This is a genomic window from Streptomyces sp. DSM 110735, from assembly GCF_016482685.1.
GTDB lineage: Bacteria > Actinomycetota > Actinomycetes > Streptomycetales > Streptomycetaceae > Streptomyces.
This window is the reverse complement of the sequence record NZ_JACYHF010000002.1, coordinates 334,445-353,952: the sequence shown is the minus strand read 5'-3', so window position 1 is coordinate 353,952 and position 19,508 is coordinate 334,445. Positions and strand designations below refer to the sequence as shown.

Genomic DNA, 19,508 nt, shown 5'->3' with positions numbered 1-19,508 from the left:
CCCATGACCAACCCGTTCGAGAACCCCGACGGCGTCTACTCCGTCCTCGTCAACGACGAGGGCCAGCACAGCCTGTGGCCCGACTTCGCCGACGTACCCGCGGGCTGGCAGGTCGCGCACGGACCGGCCGGACGCCAGGAGTGCCTGGACTACGTGGAGACCCACTGGACGGACCTGCGACCCAAGAGCCTGATCGAGCGGTCCTGAGGGGCGGCAGGCATGGGGAAGGGGCGCCCCCGGACCGGGGAGGCGCCCCTTCCGCGCTGACCGGGATCGCTCAGGACGCCGGCTGCTCCACCTTGGTCGACGCCTTGCCGTCCACCGCCTGGTCGAGCTGCGGCACCAGCCGGTCGAGGACGTACGGAATGCTCAGCACGGTCGACAGGGACACCGCGTTGCCGTAGTCGCTGCTCTCCTTGACGAAGACCTCACGGCCCTGCTCGACCACCTTCAGGTCGCCGTACAGCGGGTTCTTGTGCAGCTTGGTGACCGACGAGGTCGTGTCGGGCGCGATCCACACCACCACACCCTGGTCGAGCAGGTCGTACCGCTCCTTGCTGATGTTGGCGCCGAACTGGTCGCCGATCAGCTTGTCCAGGTCCTTCGGCAGCGAGAAGCCGAGGTCCGCCAGGAGGCGTGAGCGCGGGTCCTGGCTGCCGAAGACGAAGACGCCCTGGTACGGCGTCGCCATCACGGCGGTCTTGCCCGCGAAGTCCGGGTGCGCCTTCTTGGCCGCCGCGAACTTGTCCTGCACGCCCTCGACCAGGCGCTTCGCCTCGGCCGGCTTGCCGAGCGCCTTGCCGATCTCCTCGGTCTGCTGCTGCCAGGGGATGCCGTAGTCGTTGTACTGCTTGGGCTGCGCCACCACCGGGGCGAACTTCGACAGGTTCGCGTACTGGGACTTGGTCAGCCCGGAGTACAGGGCCAGGATGAGGTCCGGCTTGAGCGCGGCGATCTTCTCCACCTGCGGTCCGGTGCCGGTGTCCTTGAGGACGGTCGGCGCGGGGGACGAGCCCAGCTTGCCGGTGGCCCAGGGTCCGACGGCACCCTTGTACCCGCCCACCCACTCGGTCGTGCCGACGGGCACCTTGCCGAGGGCGAGCACCGCGTCCTGGTCGGTCAGACCGACGGTGACGATCCGCTGGGGCTCGGACTTGATCGTCGTGGTGCCGAACTTGTGCGCGATGGTGACGGGGAAGGCGCCGCTCGACGCCGACGCGCCCGAACCGCCGGACGACCCCGCGTGGTCGTCGTCGGAGGAGGAGCCGCACGCGACGGCCGCGCCGACGAGCAGGAGTACGGAGGTGAGCAGTCCGGTCAGCCGGGTGGCTCTACGGGCACGGGCCATCGAGTGATCATCCTTACGGTCGTGAACGGTCGGTCGGTGCGGGGGGTTCCTGGGCGGGGGAGTGGTCGGGGGACGCGGGGCGCTGAGCGGACCAGGCGTGCCACAGCTCCGCGTACGCGCCCTCGGCGGCGAGCAGCTCCTCGTGACGGCCCTCCTCCACGATCCGGCCCTCGCGCATCACCACCACGCGGTCGGCGGTGGCCGCCTGCCCGAGCCGGTGCGCGACGACGATCGCCGTCCGCCCCTTGAGCACCTGCCGGGCGGCTGACTCCAGCAGCCGGGCGCCCGAACTGCCCGCCTCCGCCGTCGCCTCGTCCAGCACGGCGACCGGCGGATCGGCCAACCACAGTCGCGCGAGGGCGAGTTGCTGAGCGCGGTCGGCGGTGAGCCGGTGCCCGCCGTCGCCCACCACCGTGGCGAGCCCCTCCGGCAGCGCCTCGGCCCAGTCCAGCGCGCCCACGGCGGTCAGCGCCTCCAGCAGCTCCCCGTCGGTCGCGTCCGGGCGGGCCAGCCGCAGGTCGTCCGCGAGGGGTCCGGCGAAGACGTGCACCTCCTGCGTGACCAGCGCGACCGAGCGGCCGTACTCGTCCGGCTCCGCGCCGCCCACCTCGATCCGTCCCGCGTCCGGGCGGTGCAGCCCCGAAACCAGCTTCGCCAGCGTCGACTTGCCCGCTCCGGTCGTGCCGACCAGGGCGACGGTCTCGCCGGGGTGGACGGTGAGGTGGACGTCGTGCAGCACGGGGCGACCGGGCAGATAGGCGTGGGAGACAGCGTCGACCGTGACAGCCGCATCGGAGTCGTCCGGCTCCCCAACTCGCCGTTCCTCGGCCGGAAGTTCGTCCACGACACCGACCAGCCGGGCGAGCGCGGCGGTGGCGGACTGGGCGTCGTCGAGGAGGACGAGCGCGGTGTTGACCGGACCGAACAGGCTGTGGAAGTACAGCGCCGCGGCCGTCGCCGTGCCGAGGGAGGCCGAACCGGAGCGGACCAGCAGGAAGCCGGTGGCCAGGACCGCCGCGAGTCCGGCGAACTCCGCGATGTGCAGACGGGCGTAGAAGCGCAGCACGAGACCGACCCCGCGCATGGTCAGGTCCACCGCGGCACGCGAGCGCTCGGTCACCCGGCGCAGATGCGGTGCCTCAAGGCGCAGGGCGCGTACGGTCGCCGCGCCGCCGATGCTGTCGAGGAGTTGCTGCTGCTGGGCGCCGGTGGCGACGCGCTCGCGGGCGTACAGCGGCACGGCGTTGCGCACGTACCAGCGCGCCGTGTGCGCCTGCACGGGAACCGCCACCAGCGCGGCCAGCAGGAACCGCCAGTCCAGCACGGCGAGGGCGACGAGGGTCAGCACGATCGACAGGGCGGAGCGGGCGAGTTCGGGCAGTGCGCTGCGGACCGCTTCGGCGACGCGGGAAACGTCGCGGGTGACACGGGAGTTGAGGTCCCCGGACCCGGCTCGCTCCAGCCGGTCCAGGGGCAGGGAGAGGGCGCGCTCCACGAACTGTTCGCGAAGCCGGGCGAGTGCCGTCTCGCCGAGGCGGGACACCCGGGCCATGCCGAGCGCGGTCGTCACGCCCTGCACCACCGCGACGGCGGCCAGGGCGACGACCGGCGCCGTGAGCGCGCTCGGCGGTCGGTGCCCGGTCACCAGGTCCACGACCCGTCCGAGCAGTGGCTGGGTGGCCAGCCCGACGGAGGTGGAGACGATCAGCAGCCCGAACCCTGTTGCGGCTAGGGCGCGTTGGGGGCGCAGCAGCTCGCGTACGGCGGCGCGGGTGCGGGCGGGGGTGGCGGTGGGCAGGAGGTCGGGGTCCGGTGCGGGCGGAGCTGTCTCGGGCAGGGTCATGCCAGTACCGCCGTCCGGTAGGCCGCGTGGGTCCGTACGAGGTCCGCGTGCGTGCCCTCCGCCTCGACGCGGCCGCTGGCCAGCAGGACCACCCGGTCGGTGACGGACAGCAGGGCGGGGCTGTTGGTCACCAGGACCGTGGTCCGGCCGCCGCGCACATCCCGCACGCCCTGGGCGATCCGGGCTTCGGTGACCGCGTCCACGGCGGTTGTCGGGTCGTGAAGGACCAGGACGTCCGGTGCGGCGCCGAGGGCGCGGGCGAGGAGAACGCGCTGTCGCTGGCCGCCGGAGAGGGAGCGCCCGCCTTCGCCGACGGGGGTGGCGGGACCGTGGGGGAGGGTGCGGACGACCTCGTCGGCCCGGGAGGCGGTGAGGACGTGGTCGTGCTGCGCGAGGCTTGGACCGGTGGTCGCCCAGGAGCCCAGGTTCTCCGCCAGTGTGCCCTCGAACAGCGCCGCGTCGTGCGCCGCGACCAGGACCGCCGTGCGCAGCAGCGCCGGGTCCAGGGCGGTCAGCGGCACGCCGTCCAGCTCGATGCCGCCCGTCTCCGGGTCCCGCTCGCGGGCGAGGCAGCGCAGCAGCGCCTGGGCGTCGGCCGGGTCCGTGACCGCGATGCCGGTCAGCTCGCCGGGACGCAGGTCGAGGTCCACCCCGGCCAGACTGCCGAGCTGTACGTCGCGCAGCCGCAGTCCACCGTGGAGCGGGCTCGGCAGAGCCGCGTCGCCCGAGGACGCGGCAGGCACGGCAGGTACAGCGGGCTCGGCGGCGAGGACGGCGGCGACGCGGGTGGCGGAGGCGCGACCCTGCGCGAGTTCGGCGTTGACCCAGGCGAACACCTCAAGTGGCCCCAGGAGAAAGAGGGCAAGACCGACGGCGGAGACCAACTGCCCGAGCGTGATGGCGCCGCTCAGCGCCAGCCGACCGCCCGCCAGGGCGATCAGCGCGATGAAGACACCGGTGAGGGCGAGGACGAGACCGGTCTGCCAGGACTCGGCGCGAGCCGCCCGCAGCGTCGCGTCGAGGGAGTCGCGGCTGGTGCGCCGGTACCGCTCCACCGCCGCCCGCTGGGCACCGAGCCCCTTGAGCACCCGCAGTCCGGCGACCAGGTCGGCGGCCACCCCGGAGGCGTGCGCGGCCCGCTCCTGCTCCGCCTCGCTGCGCCGCTCCAGCGGCTTGCCGAGCAGATGCCCGGCCCACAGCAGCGCGGGCGTCCCCAGGAGCACGATCAGACCGAGCGGCACGGACACGAACAGCAGCGCCACCGCACCCGCCGCGACGCCGACGAACGCCGAAATGCCGCTCATCAGCGCCATGTTGACCGCACCGACCCGCTTGGCGTCCTCGGTGGCGACGTTGACCAGCTCGCCGGGCAGCCGTCCCGTCTCCGCGCCGCCCCGGGCGTCCAGGACCCGGCGTACCAGCGCCACCCGGAGATCGTGCGCGGCTTCCTCGGCGGCGCGTTCACCGGCGCGGGCGCCCAGCCGGAAGCTCCAGGACAGAGCCACGTAGACCACGGCGAGCACGCCTAGCCAGAGGACCAGCAGGCGTCCGTCCGACCGGGCCAGGGCGCGGTCCACGACGACGCCGATGAGCACCGGCACGGCGACCTCGCCCAGTTGGTGCCCCGCGCCGAGCAGCACGGCGAGCGTGAGGCGGCGCCCCTGACGCCGGACGGCATGTGCCAGGACGTCCCGCCCCGACGGCTTCCCTGTTCCCACCAGCCCACCCTCCGGAACCGGTCAACTTAGGGAAGGCTAGTCTAAGTAAGCGCGCCCGCGTCAATGCTTTCGACGGGGAGGTGGGCGCACGGGCGCCGCTAGTGCGCCGTACGCGAGGGCATCGCGGGGCCGTCGGCGGTGGACGCGTCCGACTGCCGTAGTTCCGCCAGGAGTTCGTTCTGCCCGGCCAGCAGCTCGGTGAGGATGCGGCGGGCAGCGCGCAGCAGCTCGGCCACGTCGCCCCCGGCGAGCGCGTAACTCACCGTGGAGCCCTCCCGGATGGACACGACGATCCCGGACCGCCGGAGCACGCCGAGCTGTTGGGAGAGGCTGGACGGCTCGATCTCTATGTCCGCCAGCAGGTCCCGCACCGGCACGGGGCCGTGCTGGAGCAGTTCGAGGACCCTGATGCGCACGGGGTGTCCGAGCATCCGGAAGAACTCCGCCTTGGCCTGGTAGAGGGGGACTTGCATCGGGCTCGCTCCCTGCCGCGTCGGGGTCGGTCGGTCCAGGACGCGGCGGCGGTCCGGAGGGCGCCGCCGCGTGCCATACGCCCTGTACGGGCGATCCTTCTCGTCCCGGGCCGCGCGCAACCGCGAGTTGGGATCATGCTGATGTAGCGACTTGAAGAAGTCTTCACATCATGGGCATGCGTCGGCCCGGGACAGGAGAAGACGTCAGACCTCAAGCTGTTCCTCGACGCGCTTGAGCTGGTGGCGGGCCATCGCGAGGTTGGAACGCGACTTGTCCAGCACCAGGTAGAGGAAGAGACCGTTGCCGTTGCGGCCGGTGACCAGCCGCATCAGGTGGTACTGCGAACCGAGCGTGATCAGCACGTCCTCGATCTGGCTCTTGAGCCCCAGCTCCTCCATCGTGCGGACCTTGGCGCGGATCACGTCCGTGTTCCCCGCCGCCGCGATGTTCAGGTCCAGGTCCTTGCCCCCACCCAGGGTGCCCAGGGCCATGCCGCTGGTGTAGTCGACCACCGCCGCCCCCACGGCGCCCTCGACCCCGGCCATCATCTCCTTCAGCGAAACCTCGACACTCGCCATGGTGATCCTCCCCTTGAACCTCGTCCGAACCGGTGCGACGTGATCCGCCCGGTGCCCGCACGCTAGGCGAGCCGCACCGCGGCTGGTGCGAAGGTCTTCGGGAGTGACGTTTGTTGACGGGCTGGTGTCGATTGCTGATCGCTCACCGAGCACAATTGGGCGTCGAGTGACGGAAGTTGACCGTATGGCGTGGACTCGACCGTCACTCCGGGTGAGCCACCGCCGCCTTCTGCAGCCGGACCGCCGTCAGCAGACCGAGCCCTCGCTCCGCCTGGCGCAGCGCCTTCAGGGCGGCGACCGAGCCGATGTCCCCCGTGAATCCGGTGGCGGCCAGCCGGTCCCGGAACCAGCGGGCGCAGAGCCGTTCGTCGTCGGCGGTACCGGCGTCCGCGACGACCGCCAACGCCCGCTCCAGACCCGGGCGTTCCTCGGGCGCGGCATCCGCGAGCGCCTGCCGCAGTGCCGCCGTCACCAGGTCCGTGTCCCGGACGACCAGGGCGAACTCGCGCTTGCCGGTGAGATCCTTGAGGTGCTTGATGTCGGTCATGCGGATCATCGTGCGGGTCAACAGGAGGGTCCGCCAAGCGACTTGAGCAGACTCTGAGGCGGGCGTCCCGCAGCCGCGCGAGCCGCGCCGCAGGACGCCGACGACGTCAGCCGCGCGGGCTGCTGATCCGCTCCGGCTGGATCACGTAGATCACCCGGACCTGGTCGCGTCCGCCGAACCACGGGTACGGGCCGCCGAGGTACTTCTGCGAGAGCGCCTCGATGTGCTCGACCGCGCCCTCCTTGGTCACCTTCACGACCCGGCCGCGGATCTGGACGTAGTTCGAGGGGTCCGAGGGGTCGGAGACCGCGACGGCGACGCGCGGGTCGCGCTCGATGTTGCGGGTCTTCTGGTGCGACTCGACGCTGTTGATCAGGACGTACTCGCCGTCGGTGTCCACCCAGGTCTGGGTGAGCTGGGGCGAGCCGTCGGGCATCGTGGTCGCGATGTAGCAGGTGCTGGGGCGGCGCAGCAGCGCCACCAGGTCCTGGCCGAGGGGGACGGGCATGGGGCTTCTCCCGGATCTGTTCGCTGAGAGGGCCACCGTATCCGGGACCGCCTCCCGCACCGCCGACGGGCGTCGCCCTCGCCGAAGGGGCGTTGCCCCGGCGCCGTCGCCCCGGCGCCGTCGTCGAGGACCCTCAGGGCGCGGCGTCGTACGCGGCGCGCGCGGCGGTGATGTCCGCCCGGTGCCGTTCCGCCCAGCCGACGAGTCCGGCGAGGGTCGCGTGGAGTTCGCGGGCCATGGGCGTGAGGGTGTACTCCACCTTGGGCGGCACGGTGGGGTAGACGGTCCGGACGAGCAGACCGTCGCGTTCCAGCTTGCGCAGGTTCAGGGTCAGCATCCGGCGGCTGATGCCCGCGATGGCGCGCTCCAGCTCGGTGAACCGGACCGGTCCGTGCGCGGCGGCGACCATGATGCCGATGCTCCACTTGCCCGCGACATGGTCGAGGACCTCGGTCAGCGGGCACGCCTCGTTGCTGACCTGGTCGGACACATCGGTGTGACTGTGTGACACGAAAGTGCCTCCTTCCGCCGCGCGCCATGGTTACAGACGATGACCGCTGTAACAAGTCGTGCACCATGGGAGGGAATCCACATGTGGCGAACCCACACATCCGCAGGGACTTCACGGTGGTCGGCGCTGGCCGTGCTCTGCGCCGGGCAGTTGATGGTCATCCTCGACGGGACCGTCGTGAGCGTGGCGCTGCCCGCCATCCAGGGAGACCTCGGCTTCTCCTCGTCCGGTCTTGCCTGGGTGGTCAACGCCTATCTGGTCCCCTTCGGCGGTCTGCTGCTGCTCTCCGGACGCCTCGGCGACCTCGTCGGACGCAAGCGCGTCTTCGTCACCGGCCTCAGCCTCTTCACGGCCGCCTCGCTGCTGTGCGGTGTGTCGCAGGACCCGGCGACGCTGCTCGGCTTCCGGTTCGTCCAGGGCGTCGGCGGCGCGGTGACCTCCGCCGTCACGCTCGGCATGGTCGTCACCCTGTGCCCGGAGCCGAGGGAACGGGCCAGGGCCATCGGCGTCTACAGCTTCGTCCAGTCCGCCGGTGGCTCGCTGGGTCTCCTTGCCGGAGGCGCCCTGACCCAGACCGTCGGCTGGCACTGGATCTTCTTCGTCAACGTCCCGATCGGCATCGCGGCAGCGCTGGCGGCCGTACGGGTCCTCGCCCCGGAGCCCGGGGTCGGTCTCGGCAAGGGCACCGACGCGGTGGGTGCGCTGCTGGTCACCTCCGCCCTCATGCTCGGCGTCTACACGATCGTCGGCACCACCGACCACGGCTGGACCTCCGCCCACACGCTGAGCCGCGGCGCCGCCGCACTCGCCCTGCTCCTGGCCTTCGTCGCCCGCCAGGCGACGGCGTCCCATCCCCTCCTGCCGCTACGGGTGTTCCGCTCGCGCGACGTCTCGGGCGCGCTGGGCATCCAGGCGCTCATGGTCGCCGGGATGTTCAGCTTCCAGTTCCTGTGCGTGCTCTACCTCCAGAAGGTGCTCGGCTTCGACGAGACGCGCACCGGGCTCGGGCTCTTCCCGGTCTCCGTCTCGATCGGCGCGCTCTCCCTAAGTCTCGCGCCCCGCCTGATCGCACGCTTCGGACCCCGCGCCGTACTCCTCCCCGGACTCGTGCTCATCACCGCGGGTCTCGCCGCGCTCGGCCGCGTACCGGCCGACGGGAGCTACGCCGTGGACGTCCTCCCCGCGCTGCTGCCCCTCGGCATCGGCTTCGGTCTCGCGATGCCGTCCCTGGCCACGCTCGCGATGTCGGCGGCCACGCCCCAGGACTCCGGGATCGCGTCCGGCATGTTCAACACCATGCAGCAGATCGGCAGCGCCTTCGGGCTCGCGGTCCTGACCACCCTCGCCACCGCGCACACGGACACCCTGCTGGGCGACGGCGCGAGCAACTCATTTGCTCTCACGGGCGGTTACCGGCTCGCCTTCCGTGCCGGTGCCTGCCTCGTCGCCGTCGCCCTCCTCCTCGCCGCCACCCTGCTGCGGTCCCGCGCCACGGTGCGACGCCCGGCGACCGAGGGAAAGCCGGTCACCGAGAACGCCGCCCCATGACCCGGTCACGCCGTCGCGCGCTGGAGATCGGCCAGTTCGTCCTCGGACAGGCGCAGCGAGCCGGCCGCCACGTTCTGGGCGAGGTGGTCGAGGTCGCCGGTGCCGGGGATGGCCAGGACGTGCGACCCGCGGTGCAGCGTCCACGCCAGCCGTACCTGCGCCGCGCTCACCCCACGGGCGCGGGCTACGGCGTGCACCTGATCGCTGTCGTGCGCGGGGGCGCCGACCGTACGTCCGCTGCCCGCGATCGAGTAGAACGGCACGAACGCGATGCCCTGTTCGCCGCAGATCCGCAGGAGTTCCTCCTGCTCGGGCGACGCGCCGATGCCGTACATGTTCTGGACGCACACCACCGGTGCGATCGCCTGCGCCTCCGCGAGGTGGTGGGGGCGGACGTTGGACAGACCGAGGTGCCGGACGAGCCCGGCGTCGCGCAGTTCGGCGAGCGCGCCGAAGCGGTCGGCGATGGAATCGGTGCCGACGATGCGCAGGTTGACCACGTCGAGGTGGTCGCGGCCGAGCTGGCGCAGGTTCTCCTCGACCTGGCCGCGCAGCCGCTCGGGGGTGGCGTGGGGCAGCCAGTCGCCCGACGGGTCGCGGCCGGGACCGACCTTGGTGGCGATGACGAGGTCGTCCGGGTAGGGCGCGAGGGCGCGGTTGATCAGCTCGTTGGCGGAGCGCAGGGGCGAGAAGTAGAAGGCGGCGGTGTCGAGGTGGTTCACGCCGAGTTCGACCGCCCGGCGCAGCACCGCGACGGCCTGGTCGCGGTCGCGCGGGACGGCGTCGGGCACGAGCGCCTCGCCGTGCTGGGGGAGGCGCATCGTGCCGAATCCGATCCGGTGGACCGTACGGTCCCCGAGCTTCCAGGTGCCCGCTGCCGCCGCGGTGATCGTCTGTGAGGTCATGGCGGGATGATCGGCGCACGCTAGCCTGGCGGACCATTGATTAAGGCATGTCTGAATCCTCCGGGAGGCGATGGTCGTGGCGGAACTGGCGTTCTCGGCGAACGACCTGGCGAAGGTGCGGTTCGCCGTCTCCCCGATGTGGGAGGTCGCGCCCAGCTTCCGGCTCTTGATGTCGGACACGGCGCACCCGGTGCACCGCCCCTGGATCCAGCAGGCGCGGCCACGCGTGCTCGCCGCCGGTCTGGACCGAGGATGGCTGGCCGAGCTGATCGGATCGTCCGGCTACGTGCCCGACTTCCTCACCCCCGCTCCCCTTGAGCCTGCCCCCACACCCGCGTCCGAGTGGGACGCGATCCGGACCTCGCCCACCGACCGGATACGCCGGGACCTCGACCATCTCGCGCGCCACCAGGGACACCTCGGCCCCCGCCTGTCGAGCCTGCGCGCCGACCCGCCCGCGCGCCTGGCCAGGCTCACCCAAGAGATCGAGACCTACTGGGAGTTGGCCCTCGCCCCGTACTGGGCGCGGATCAGGGCCGTACTGGACGCCGACGTGTTCCACCGGGCCCGTACGGTCGCCGAGCACGGCGCGGGACGGCTCTTCAACGACCTCCATCCCTCGATGAGTTGGGACGACAACGCGCTCACGCTGGTCCGCCGGAAGCGGAACATGCCCCGCCCGTCCGTGGGCGCGGGGCTGCTGCTGATCCCCTCCGTGTTCACCGGACCCGGACTGCGCACCCAGGTGAGCCCGCCGGACGCGCCCCAACTCGCCTATCCGGCACGGGGCATCGGCACGCTGTGGGAGACGCGGACGACCACCACCGGCGCCCGTGCCCTCGTCCCCGTGCTCGGCCGTTCACGCACGCTGCTGCTGACCGAGCTGGCGACCCCGGCTTCCACCACCGACCTGTCCCACCGCACCGGACTCTCCCCGGCCGGGGTGTCCCAGTACCTCACCGCGCTGCGCGACGCGGGGCTGGTCAGCGCCCATCGCGCCGGACGTTCCGTGCTCTACGCCCGCACCGCCGCCGCCGAGACCCTCCTCAACGCCTCCTCCTGACGCCGAAGGTCCGGTCGCTAGGCGGGGTTGTCCCGGAGCCACGCGAGCCGTTCGGCGGCCGTCCGGGTCAGCGGGTGGTTCGGACCGAACACGCGGGCGTAGTCGGACTGGCAGCGGCGCAGCAGGTCGGCTGCCTCGGCGCGCTCGCCCGCGTCGATCAGGACGTTGGCCAGGTTGTCGCGAGCGTGGAAGGTGTCGGGATGACGGTCACCCTTCCTCCGGATGACCTCGGAGAGCACCTCGCGCAGGAGCACGGCAGCCTCGCCGTACCGCTCCCGGGCGTGCAGGACCGCCGCGAGGTTGTTGCGGGTGCCCTGCGCCGCCGGGTCCGCGGCGCCCTTGACCCGCTGCTGGGTGGCGAGGACGGTACGCATCACCGCCTCGGCCTCGTCGAGCCGCTCCAGGCGGCAGAGCGCTGCCCCCAGGTTCGCCTGGGCGGCGAGACCGACCTCGCCGTCGCGTTCGCCGCGCCGCTCCAACTGGGCGACGAGGGAGCGAAGTTCCGGCTCCGCCTCGGCCCAGCGACCGCATTTGACCAGTGCGGCGGCGTGCCGCCCGGTGTCCGACAGCACCAGGGGGTGGTCGGGCCCGAGCTGCCGCCTGCGGCGTTCCAGCACGTCCCGGCGGAGCCCCAACGCCTCGGGCTCACGGCGGAGGTCCTCCAGGGTCTGGGCCAGACGGGTCGCACTGTCCAGGGTGTCCGGGTGATCGCGGCCGAGCAGCTCCGCCCGGCTGGTCCACACGCTGCGCCACACCTCCTCCGCCTTGCCGGGATCACCCGTGCTCTCCAGGAGGTCGGCGATGTCGGCGGCGGTCGTCAGGGTGTCCACGTGGACGTAGCCGAGCAGCTCCGACTGGAGGCGTACCAGGTCCATGAGGCGTTCGAGCGCCTCCTGCTGACGCCCCTCCATCCGCGCCAGCGCACGGGCGTAGTCGCGGAACGCCAGCAGGGTCTCGGGGTGGTCGGGACCGAGCCGTTCGTAGGCGGCGTTCGCCTTCATGCCGTAGAACTCGTGCGGCGGGATGCCGACCCGGACGATCTCCTCCTCCCCGCCGTCGTCGTTCAGCAGCGTCACCACCAGATCGGCCGCGCGAGGTTCCTCGGGATCGGCGGGGGTCGCCGGTGGCCGCTGCGGTGGTTCGTCGTCGCGCTTCCTGCGCCACAAGGGGGCCATGTCGCGACCAACTCCTTTTCGTCGGCTTCCTCTTCGTGTCTTCCGGCAGATCAGGCTCCCGAGTGCACATGGGCCGCCCACAGGCTGGGGCTGTTCCGGAAGGCGGTACGGCACTGTCGTACGGCGTGGTGCAGCGCGAGCGCCGCCCGGTCCGTGTCGAGGGCGAGCGCCGCGGCCGGTATCCCGGTTCGCAGCCCTCGGTAGAGGCTTCTGGTCACGCGGACCGCCACCGCGTCGTGCACGGGCCACAACGTGCCGATCGTGTGCGGGTATCCGGCGATCTGGAACGCCGAGGTGATGTGGATCGCCTCGTCCGCCAGCAGCCCGGAACCCCGTGCCGTGTCGCACGCCGACAGCACCGCGAGCCGGGCGTTGGCCAGTTCGAGGCGCGAGATGTGACGCACCGTCAGCGGCTGTTCCAGGTGGTCGTGCACGAGCAGTCGCGCCCGGGACGGATTCTCCGGGTCGCTCACCCCATGACAGGCGAAGTGCACATACGGGTGGGCGGGCAGGACGTTCAGCACGTTGTCGCGTGTCGCGCGCGGTCCCGCGAGCACGCCGGGGGTCGGGAACAGGGCGCGCAGCTCCCGCACCTCCCGGCGGACGCCGCCGAGGGGCCGGGTGCCGGGCGCGTCGGGCACGACCACCGCGAGCAGTCCGCCCGGCGGCTGGGGACCGGACGCGCGGGAGCGGGCGTAGGCCAGGGCACGGACGGTCGGGGTGTAGGACGAGACGACCAGGTCGAGCACGGTCTGCGGGCGGGGGTCGGTCTCGGGTCGGGGGTCGGTGTGGGGTTCAGGGTCGGTCTCGGGGCGTAGGTCGGTCCGGGGGCGAAGGTCGGTCTGCGGCTGCGGAACAGTTTCCGGCTCCGGCGGCTCCTCGTGGTGGCCCGCCGCGTGCAGCGGCAGCGCAGCGAGCGCACCGCCCGGTGACCACCACAGCCGGGACCAGGCGCCGTCGGCGGGCCGGTCGAGCAGCCCCAGCTCGCGGAGCACCGGCTCCGTGACGTGATCCCACGTCCAGCCCAGCACCTCACCGATGGCGCCCTGTGCCTCCCGCTCCCGTCCGGGCACGGCGGCGGTCTCCAACGCGCTGTTCAGCCGCGTCACTTGTCCGTCCAGTGCCTCGGGAGTCGCCCCGGGCAGGGGCACCGGCGTCACACCGTCCGGCCGCACGATCAGGGCATCGCTCCGGTAGACGCTGGAGTACACCACCGCGACGGGGCCGTCCCCGGCGCAGGCCAGCACCTCGGCGTAGGTCGGCGCGCCGAGGAAGTTCCCGAAGCCGGGCAACGCGCGGATCGCGGTGACCAGTTGCTCCCACCGTGCCGCGAGGGTGTGCCGCAGATCCGCGATGCCCGCCGTGTCCGCGCCCTCGGCGGGCGTGTCGGAGTCGGTCAGCTCGATGAGCCGCCGCAGATGCGTGAACCGCTCGGCGGTCAGCGGATGTTCGGCGCGCAGCCGCTCCCACTCGGACCGCTCGGCGATCGCCTGCCCGAGCAGCACCCCGCGCCCCTGCTCCAGAAGCAGAACGGCGTGCTTGGGCTTGCCGAGCTGCACGGCGCACGCGGCGGCGTCGGCGGCGAGCCCCTGCACGCTGATCAGCTCGTGCTCCTGGTCGTCGCGCGCGAGCCGCCGCGTGATGCTGAACGGCAGCAGCGCGAGGGCCAGTTCAAACCCTTCGAGTGCCTCCTCCCACCGACCCCCGTCGGCCGCCGCCGCGCCCCAGTCGTACGCGGCCAGGACGCGTCGCGCGGCGGGCAGCGCCTCGATCCGGGCGACCTGCCGGTAGGCGTCCTCGGCCGCGCGCAGGACCGCGGGGTCCTCGTCCACGAGATGCAGGGTGCGCAACGCTGAGGCGTACGACTGGAGATACAGGGCGGTGTGCGCCGCGCCGGTGGCGGAAGCCCACACCGCCCGGCCGAGCGTGGACACCGCACGGTCCAGGAGCGCCGGGTCCTCCGCGAAACGGGCCGCGGTGAGCTGGGTGAGACCCAGGTTGTGCAGGTAACTCGCGTGCTCCGGGCTGCCGTACGCCGTGCCCTCCACCGCGAGGTTCAGCATCTCGGCGGACTCGTCGAGGTCTGCCGGGTCGCCATGGCTCAGGAACCGCTCGTGGAGGGCGTTGCCGAGGTGGTTCAGATGGGAGGCGCGCTCGGCGGAGTCCCCTGGGGCGAGGGCGATGACCTGCCGGGCCGTCTCGACGGCTTCGAGGGCGGCGCTCGGGTCCGCCGTACGGTCGTACCAGGTCTGGAGGACGACACCGAGGTTGGCCAGGTGCAGGGCGGACTGCTGCGGGGAGTGCGGGAATCGCCGGGCGGACCTGGCCAGTTCGGCCGCCTCGCGCAGGGCGTCGAGATCGCCGGTCTGGTGATAGCGCTCGCGCAGCGCCACGGCCAGGTTGGTCAAGCGGCCGAAGTGGTCGGGGAGTTCGGGGGACGGTTCCGCGACGGCGGCGCGCAGGATCTCCACCGACTGGTCCAGCAGTACCGCGTCGCCGGTGCGTCCACCGAGACGGTGCAGGGCGTTGCCGAGGCTGTTCAGCCGCTGGGGGAGCAGCGTGCTGTCCGGGTCGGTGCCCTCGACCGCCTCGCGCAGCAGCGTGACGGACTCGCCCAGCAGCGCGGTGTCCTCGGTGTGTTCGGAGGCGATGCGCAGGGCGACGCCGAGTTCGGCCGCGGCGCGGGTGCGCGAGGGATGGCCCGGCGGTGTGACGGCGACCGCTGCCCGGGCGTCCGCCACCATGTCCTCGATGTCGGCGGCCGCGCCGGTGAGTTCGGCTCTGGCGACGGACGCCGTGGCGAGATTGAGCAGTGCCGTCGTCCGGCGGGGATGTCCGATGGGTGTTGCCGCGAGGACCGCCCGCGACAGTGCCACGGCCTCACGCGCGACATCCGGCGAACGGTGGGTTCTGACGGCGTGGTTGAGCGTGGACGCCAGATTGTTGCGGAGAGCCGCGATGCTCTCGGCGTTCTCGGGAACGTCGGTCAGCAGGCTCAGTGCGTGCCGCTGCAACCGCTCCGCCTCGGCGAGATCGGTCGGGCTGCCGGTGAGCCTGGCGCGTGCGAGCAGCAGGGTGGACAGGGTGTCGAAGGTCGCGGAGGGCTGGTTCGTACCGTCCTCGGGCATCTCGGCGGCGCGCCGTGACACCGTGATCGCGGTCTCCATGTCGGCCCGGTCGCCGTCGAGTTCGAAGCGGTCGGCGAGCATGCGGCCCAGCAGACGCAGATCCTGCTCGCGCACGGTGCTCCGCACGATCAGCCGGTGGCCCAGCTCGATCGACTCGTCCAGATCGCGGCGGTCGTGGAAGCCCGTCCAGCGCAGCACCAGGGTCAGCCGCAGCGTCGACTCCCAGGTGGTCCGCACGTGGGCGGCGGCGGGCTCCGTCCGCAGCACCGCCCGGCAGATCTCGACTCCGCTGTCCAGCGGGCGGCGGTCACCCGTGCGCTGGAAGTGTCCGACCAGCGCGACGACCCGTTCGAGTGTCTCCCTGTCCGGTCCATTGACGTCTGCCATCGTCCGCCCCCGTGCGGCTCACTGCGGGCTCTCGACCTTGGCGCGCGGCGGGAACTCCGAAGCCCGATTTTACCCGGGAAGCCCCGCTGTCACGCTCGTTGTGGTGAGCTTGCCACCGGCTGAATCCCTGGAGGTGCGGTGATGGGCGGACTCGGTGACGGCACGGGCGGTTCCGGTGCGGAGGTGGACGAATTCGGGCACGAGCGGCTGGCCGCCCTGTGCCATCGGCTCACCGCCTCCCCGGGCACGGCGGACCTCGATCCGCCGGTACGCCTCCTGATCGAGCACATCACGTCGGAGGTGCGCGGCGGTCGCGCCCCCGAGGAACTGGAGGACGACTTCGACGAGTTGGAGGACCTGCTCCTCGCCTCCGGACTCAGCGCCGGACTCGGCTCCTACCGCACGGACACCCCGCCGCCGTACCAGCGCTTCCCCGGCAGCGGACCCGGACACCCGCCGCTGCACGTACTCACCTGCCCGCGCGGCCACTGCGCCCGCGTCGAGGCACCGCCGTCCGAGGACGAGGACCGTCCGGCCTGCCGGATCTTCGGCGAGGCGCTGCGCGAGTTCGGGCTGCACCGTCCGTGAACGCGTTCCTCGGCGCGCTGAGCGGAAAGCTGGCCGAACGCTGGCTCGCCCTGCTGGCCATCCCGGGCCTGGTGTACCTGGTGGCGCTGGCCACGGCGGTCACCCTCGGCCAGAGCCACTGGAACGACACCGGGCGGCTGCGGACCCGCCTGGACTCCCTGGCGGAGGCGCCCGGCGCCCACAGCCCGGGCGCCCTCGCGGTCGCGGCGGTCGCCGTGCTGGCCGGGGCCGCGCTGACCGGCACCGCCGCGCAGGCGCTCGGCGCCCTGATCGAGCGGACCTGGCTCATGGCGCCCCGAGGTCCGCTGACCCGCCTGCTGACCGCACGCCGACTGCGCCGCTGGCGCACCGCCGACACCGACTACCGCACGGCGCTGGTCGCCGCCGGACGCGCCCGGCTGCGCGGCCGGGACGGCGCCGACGCCCTGACCGGCGAGGCGGAGGCGCGCTACGCCGAGCGCAACCGGATCGCCCTGGTCCGCCCCCGGCACCCCTTCTGGACGGGGGACCGGGTCACGGCGCCGGACCAGCGCGTCTGGCGCGCCTACCGCCTCGACCTCACCACCGCCTGGCCACACCTGTGGCTCCTCGCGCCCGACAGCACCCGTACGGAACTGAGCACCGCGCGCCGCGCCTTGAGCGCGGCGGCCCGGCTGAGCGCCTGGGGCGTGGCCTACCTCCTGCTGGCGATCTGGTGGTGGCCCGCCGCGTTCATCGGCGTGGCAACCGCCCTGACGGGACTGTCCCGTGGCCGCACCGCTGCCGCGTCCTTCGCGGAACTCGCGGAGGCGCTGGCGGACTTGCACGGGCGGGATTTGGCGACGGCGGTCGGGGTGGAGTGCGAGGGACGGATCACGGCGGAGGTCGGCGACAGCGTGACGCGGCTGCTGAGCAAGCCGGACTGAGCCGGGCCGGCAGTCCTGCCGGTGTCGTCTGCCTGATGGCTTGTCAACTCGCGTAGATTTGGCGAATTTTGCGGAACTTGGCGATGTCGGGCAGCGGAATTCGGGCCATTTATTTTTTGACATGGACTGTTCATGGGGGCACTCCTGGGCCAAGCTGAGCCCGCTTCGCGAACCCCGCGAGCACTCACGGGCCCCACACACCGGAGGTCTTCATGCATCGTCGTCTTGCCGCTCCCCTCGTCGTCGCCGCTCTCGCGCTCCCCGCGGTCCTCGTCCCGGCCACCTCGGCATCGGCCGCCCCCGCCGACAAGATGCAGGTGCTCAGCTCCTGGACGCAGACCAGCGCGGCCAGTTACAACGCCTGGTACGCCGCCCGGTCGAACCAGGGTCAGTGGGCGGCCTACGGCTTCGACTGGTCCACGGACTACTGCAGCTCCTCGCCGGACAACCCCTTCGGCTTCCCGTTCCAGACCCCCTGCGCCCGCCACGACTTCGGCTACCGCAACTACAAGGCCGCCGGTGCCTTCGACGCCAACAAGTCCCGCCTCGACTCCGCCTTCTACGAGGACCTCAAGCGCGTCTGCAACAACTACTCCGGCGCCACCAAGACGAGCTGCAACTCGACCGCCTGGACCTACTACCAGGCGGTCAGCATCTTCGGCTTCAAGGCTGCCAAGGCGACGGCGGGCAAGTAGTCGTAATCCCGGTGCAGTTGACGGCAGGGTCGGTCGCCCCGTACCGGCCCTGCCGTTGCCGTGTCCGCCGCGCCTAACGGTTCCTCGCGTAATGCCGTGCCGCGCGTGCCCTGTTGGCGCAGGACGCCTTGCAGTACGCCTGCCTGCCGTGGTCCTGGACGAAGTAGCGGACGCAGCGAGGGGCGGGGCAGGCTCGCAGTCGCTGGCGCAGTGGTCCGGCCAGGAACTCGACGGCTGACCGGGCGAGTTGGGCGGGCAGGTCGGTAGTCCCCGTGAGCCGCAGGAGCGGAGCCGCGTCAGAGGTCGGCCAGTCCAGATGCACCGTCACGCGTTCCCGGCTCGCGTAGTGGTTCAGCAGCGCGACCGCCTCCGCCCGCGAGAGGCTCGGGTCGGCTCGGGAGCCCTCGCGGCCGGTGGCGTACGCGAACAGGGCGCGGACCGCTCGCCGTACGTCGATGACCTCGTCCCGGAGCCCTTCGGGGGTGCCGGGCGGTGCCCAGGCCAGAAACCCCGAGCGGGTGGCGAGATCGTCGGTCACGCCACCGCGCCCGTCGTGGTGGAGGGTGCCCGTCAGGTCGAACGGTGAGAGGTTCATGACGGCGGTCTCGGGTGGCGTGGTTTCCATGGAGGCTCCTAACGGTTATGGTCAACCCTACCGTTAGAACGAGACGAGGGGTGGCGTCATGACGCAGGAAACGGCAACGGGGGGCACGAGCAAGGCGTATGTGGCACGCGGGAGTTCACGCGTGACCCTCGCGCACGTCAGCGACCTCCACCTCGACGGCGGCGCCCGCGCCGAGGAGCGTGCCGTTCGGGTGCTCGACCGACTGCGGTCCATGCCGGGCCCGTTCGACGCGCTGCTGGTCACCGGGGACATCGCGGACCACGGCACCGAGGCGGAATACGAGTCCGCCGTACGGCTGTTGGCGGACTTCCCCGCGCCCGTGCTGTGCCTGCCCGGCAATCACGACGTGCGCGGTCCCTACCGCAAGGTCCTCCTCGGAGAACCCGCCTCCGACGCGCCGGTCAACCGGCTCCACCGGGTCGGACCCCTCGCCGTCCTCATGCTCGACGTGATCGTGCCCGGTCGCGACGAGGGGCACCTTGCCGACGAGACGGCGGACTGGGTGCGGGCGACGATCCGCGACGCCCTGCCCCCGGGCACACCGGTCGCCCTCGCCCTGCACCAGCCGCCCGTCGAGCTCGGAGGCGGTCTGATCGACTCCATCATGCTCGACAACGCCGACGAGCTGGCCGCGCTGCTCTCCGAACACCCGCAGATCGTCGCGGTGTTCGGCGGCCACGCCCACTCCGCCAGCGTGACGACCTTCGCGGGCCGTCCGCTCGCCCTCGGCCCCGGTGTCACGTCCACCCTCCGGCTCGGCTGGGAGACGGAGGGCGAGGAGTGGGGCGAGGTGATCGACCGGACGGCACCGCCCGGGTACGCGGTGCACGTCATCGAGTTGCCGACCGAACGCGCCGACAGCTCGGCCGACTTGGTTTCGTCTGCCGTCGGAGCGCGACTGACCTCGCACTTCCGCACCTGCGGCTGACAGAGCGCTCAGGTCCGGTAGGGATACAGGGCGA

General features: G+C 72.3%; 19 protein-coding genes. 7 read left to right on the top strand and 12 right to left on the bottom strand.

The genetic code is table 11. From position 1 onward, the window contains the following. The first annotated feature begins 3 nt into the window (after nucleotides 1-3). Entirely contained in the window at nucleotides 4-207 is a 204-nt protein-coding gene (locus IF655_RS04390; protein WP_199582156.1) for an MbtH family protein, read from the top strand. Between the two features lie 70 nt (nucleotides 208-277). On the opposite strand, the gene IF655_RS04385 is transcribed toward IF655_RS04390, so the two are convergent. The 8 genes from IF655_RS04385 to IF655_RS04350 all read right to left on the bottom strand — a co-directional run bounded on the left by IF655_RS04385 (nucleotide 278) and on the right by IF655_RS04350 (nucleotide 7,527). Further along, on the bottom strand, nucleotides 278-1,348 hold the full coding sequence (locus IF655_RS04385; RefSeq protein WP_199582155.1) for an iron-siderophore ABC transporter substrate-binding protein: 1,071 nt from the start codon (nucleotides 1,346-1,348) through the stop codon (nucleotides 278-280). Between the two features lie 13 nt (nucleotides 1,349-1,361). After that, nucleotides 1,362-3,191, bottom strand: a complete 1,830-nt coding sequence (locus tag IF655_RS04380; protein ID WP_199582154.1) for an ABC transporter ATP-binding protein — start codon at nucleotides 3,189-3,191, stop codon at nucleotides 1,362-1,364. Beyond that, nucleotides 3,188-4,909 carry an ABC transporter ATP-binding protein gene (locus tag IF655_RS04375; protein ID WP_199582153.1) on the bottom strand — a complete coding sequence of 574 codons (1,722 nt, stop codon included), beginning with the start codon at nucleotides 4,907-4,909 and terminating at the stop codon, nucleotides 3,188-3,190. The genes IF655_RS04380 and IF655_RS04375 overlap by 4 nt, the downstream gene beginning before the upstream one ends. Before the next feature lie 98 nt (nucleotides 4,910-5,007). Next, nucleotides 5,008-5,382 (bottom strand): helix-turn-helix transcriptional regulator, encoded by a 375-nt coding sequence (locus tag IF655_RS04370; RefSeq protein ID WP_199582152.1) that lies wholly within the window; start codon nucleotides 5,380-5,382, stop codon nucleotides 5,008-5,010. Between the two features lie 204 nt (nucleotides 5,383-5,586). Next, a complete protein-coding gene (locus IF655_RS04365; protein ID WP_018546566.1) occupies nucleotides 5,587-5,961 on the bottom strand; it encodes a hypothetical protein in 375 nt (124 codons plus the stop codon). A gap of 202 nt (nucleotides 5,962-6,163) precedes the next feature. Further along, nucleotides 6,164-6,508 carry a hypothetical protein gene (locus IF655_RS04360; protein WP_199582151.1) on the bottom strand — a complete coding sequence of 115 codons (345 nt, stop codon included), beginning with the start codon at nucleotides 6,506-6,508 and terminating at the stop codon, nucleotides 6,164-6,166. A gap of 106 nt (nucleotides 6,509-6,614) precedes the next feature. Further along, entirely contained in the window at nucleotides 6,615-7,016 is a 402-nt protein-coding gene (locus tag IF655_RS04355) for a PPOX class F420-dependent oxidoreductase (protein ID WP_199582150.1), read from the bottom strand. Between the two features lie 133 nt (nucleotides 7,017-7,149). Next, nucleotides 7,150-7,527 carry a helix-turn-helix domain-containing protein gene (locus IF655_RS04350; protein ID WP_199582149.1) on the bottom strand — a complete coding sequence of 126 codons (378 nt, stop codon included), beginning with the start codon at nucleotides 7,525-7,527 and terminating at the stop codon, nucleotides 7,150-7,152. An 81-nt stretch (nucleotides 7,528-7,608) separates the two neighbouring features. Between IF655_RS04350 and IF655_RS04345 the strand changes: the two genes are divergently transcribed. After that, complete coding sequence (locus IF655_RS04345) at nucleotides 7,609-9,075, top strand: MFS transporter (protein ID WP_277952646.1); 1,467 nt, start codon at nucleotides 7,609-7,611, stop codon at nucleotides 9,073-9,075. 5 nt (nucleotides 9,076-9,080) lie between these two features. On the opposite strand, the gene IF655_RS04340 is transcribed toward IF655_RS04345, so the two are convergent. Continuing rightward, on the bottom strand, nucleotides 9,081-9,980 hold the full coding sequence (locus tag IF655_RS04340; RefSeq protein WP_199582147.1) for an oxidoreductase: 900 nt from the start codon (nucleotides 9,978-9,980) through the stop codon (nucleotides 9,081-9,083). A 70-nt stretch (nucleotides 9,981-10,050) separates the two neighbouring features. Here IF655_RS04340 and IF655_RS04335 point away from each other — a divergent pair, with 70 nt between their 5' ends. Then, nucleotides 10,051-11,043: a DUF5937 family protein gene (locus IF655_RS04335; RefSeq protein ID WP_199582146.1), complete on the top strand. Its 993-nt coding sequence runs from the start codon at nucleotides 10,051-10,053 to the stop codon at nucleotides 11,041-11,043. Nucleotides 11,044-11,060: 17 nt separating this feature from the next. Here the strand turns inward: IF655_RS04335 and IF655_RS04330 are convergent, their stop codons facing one another. Together IF655_RS04330 and IF655_RS04325 are read right to left on the bottom strand one after the other, a co-directional pair. Then, the gene (locus IF655_RS04330) at nucleotides 11,061-12,218 is read right to left on the bottom strand and encodes a tetratricopeptide repeat protein (RefSeq protein ID WP_199582145.1); all 1,158 of its coding nucleotides are present in this window, start codon (nucleotides 12,216-12,218) and stop codon (nucleotides 11,061-11,063) included. Between the two features lie 50 nt (nucleotides 12,219-12,268). Further along, the gene (locus tag IF655_RS04325; RefSeq protein ID WP_199582144.1) at nucleotides 12,269-15,733 is read right to left on the bottom strand and encodes a CHAT domain-containing protein; all 3,465 of its coding nucleotides are present in this window, start codon (nucleotides 15,731-15,733) and stop codon (nucleotides 12,269-12,271) included. A 141-nt stretch (nucleotides 15,734-15,874) separates the two neighbouring features. On the opposite strand from IF655_RS04325, the gene IF655_RS04320 reads away from it, so the two are divergent. From IF655_RS04320 to IF655_RS04310, 3 genes are all read left to right on the top strand, one after another. Next, nucleotides 15,875-16,321 carry a hypothetical protein gene (locus tag IF655_RS04320; RefSeq protein WP_242488532.1) on the top strand — a complete coding sequence of 149 codons (447 nt, stop codon included), beginning with the start codon at nucleotides 15,875-15,877 and terminating at the stop codon, nucleotides 16,319-16,321. Next, nucleotides 16,318-17,226 (top strand): hypothetical protein, encoded by a 909-nt coding sequence (locus tag IF655_RS04315; protein ID WP_199582143.1) that lies wholly within the window; start codon nucleotides 16,318-16,320, stop codon nucleotides 17,224-17,226. Before IF655_RS04320 ends, IF655_RS04315 begins: the two co-directional genes overlap by 4 nt. 212 nt (nucleotides 17,227-17,438) lie before the next feature. Next, a complete protein-coding gene (locus tag IF655_RS04310) occupies nucleotides 17,439-17,921 on the top strand; it encodes a phospholipase (protein ID WP_199582142.1) in 483 nt (160 codons plus the stop codon). Between the two features lie 73 nt (nucleotides 17,922-17,994). Here the strand turns inward: IF655_RS04310 and IF655_RS04305 are convergent, their stop codons facing one another. Further along, nucleotides 17,995-18,546 (bottom strand): ABATE domain-containing protein, encoded by a 552-nt coding sequence (locus tag IF655_RS04305; protein ID WP_242488531.1) that lies wholly within the window; start codon nucleotides 18,544-18,546, stop codon nucleotides 17,995-17,997. Nucleotides 18,547-18,667: 121 nt separating this feature from the next. Between IF655_RS04305 and IF655_RS04300 the strand changes: the two genes are divergently transcribed. Continuing rightward, complete coding sequence (locus tag IF655_RS04300) at nucleotides 18,668-19,474, top strand: metallophosphoesterase (RefSeq protein WP_307814864.1); 807 nt, start codon at nucleotides 18,668-18,670, stop codon at nucleotides 19,472-19,474. Nucleotides 19,475-19,508 lie beyond the last annotated feature (34 nt).

What these genes read in the sequence shown, in the direction of transcription:
- IF655_RS04345 (WP_277952646.1), top strand. Translation starts at nt 7,609, where the DNA reads ATGTGGCGAACCCACACATCCGCAGGGACTTCACGGTGGTCGGCGCTG.
- IF655_RS04305 (WP_242488531.1), bottom strand. Translation starts at nt 18,546, where the DNA reads ATGGAAACCACGCCACCCGAGACCGCCGTCATGAACCTCTCACCGTTC.
- IF655_RS04370 (WP_199582152.1), bottom strand. Translation starts at nt 5,382, where the DNA reads ATGCAAGTCCCCCTCTACCAGGCCAAGGCGGAGTTCTTCCGGATGCTC.
- IF655_RS04330 (WP_199582145.1), bottom strand. Translation starts at nt 12,218, where the DNA reads ATGGCCCCCTTGTGGCGCAGGAAGCGCGACGACGAACCACCGCAGCGG.
- IF655_RS04385 (WP_199582155.1), bottom strand. Translation starts at nt 1,348, where the DNA reads ATGGCCCGTGCCCGTAGAGCCACCCGGCTGACCGGACTGCTCACCTCC.
- IF655_RS04365 (WP_018546566.1), bottom strand. Translation starts at nt 5,961, where the DNA reads ATGGCGAGTGTCGAGGTTTCGCTGAAGGAGATGATGGCCGGGGTCGAG.
- IF655_RS04360 (WP_199582151.1), bottom strand. Translation starts at nt 6,508, where the DNA reads ATGACCGACATCAAGCACCTCAAGGATCTCACCGGCAAGCGCGAGTTC.
- IF655_RS04340 (WP_199582147.1), bottom strand. Translation starts at nt 9,980, where the DNA reads ATGACCTCACAGACGATCACCGCGGCGGCAGCGGGCACCTGGAAGCTC.
- IF655_RS04355 (WP_199582150.1), bottom strand. Translation starts at nt 7,016, where the DNA reads ATGCCCGTCCCCCTCGGCCAGGACCTGGTGGCGCTGCTGCGCCGCCCC.
- IF655_RS04310 (WP_199582142.1), top strand. Translation starts at nt 17,439, where the DNA reads ATGCATCGTCGTCTTGCCGCTCCCCTCGTCGTCGCCGCTCTCGCGCTC.
- IF655_RS04320 (WP_242488532.1), top strand. Translation starts at nt 15,875, where the DNA reads ATGGGCGGACTCGGTGACGGCACGGGCGGTTCCGGTGCGGAGGTGGAC.
- IF655_RS04335 (WP_199582146.1), top strand. Translation starts at nt 10,051, where the DNA reads ATGGTCGTGGCGGAACTGGCGTTCTCGGCGAACGACCTGGCGAAGGTG.
- IF655_RS04390 (WP_199582156.1), top strand. Translation starts at nt 4, where the DNA reads ATGACCAACCCGTTCGAGAACCCCGACGGCGTCTACTCCGTCCTCGTC.
- IF655_RS04380 (WP_199582154.1), bottom strand. Translation starts at nt 3,191, where the DNA reads ATGACCCTGCCCGAGACAGCTCCGCCCGCACCGGACCCCGACCTCCTG.
- IF655_RS04325 (WP_199582144.1), bottom strand. Translation starts at nt 15,733, where the DNA reads ATGGCAGACGTCAATGGACCGGACAGGGAGACACTCGAACGGGTCGTC.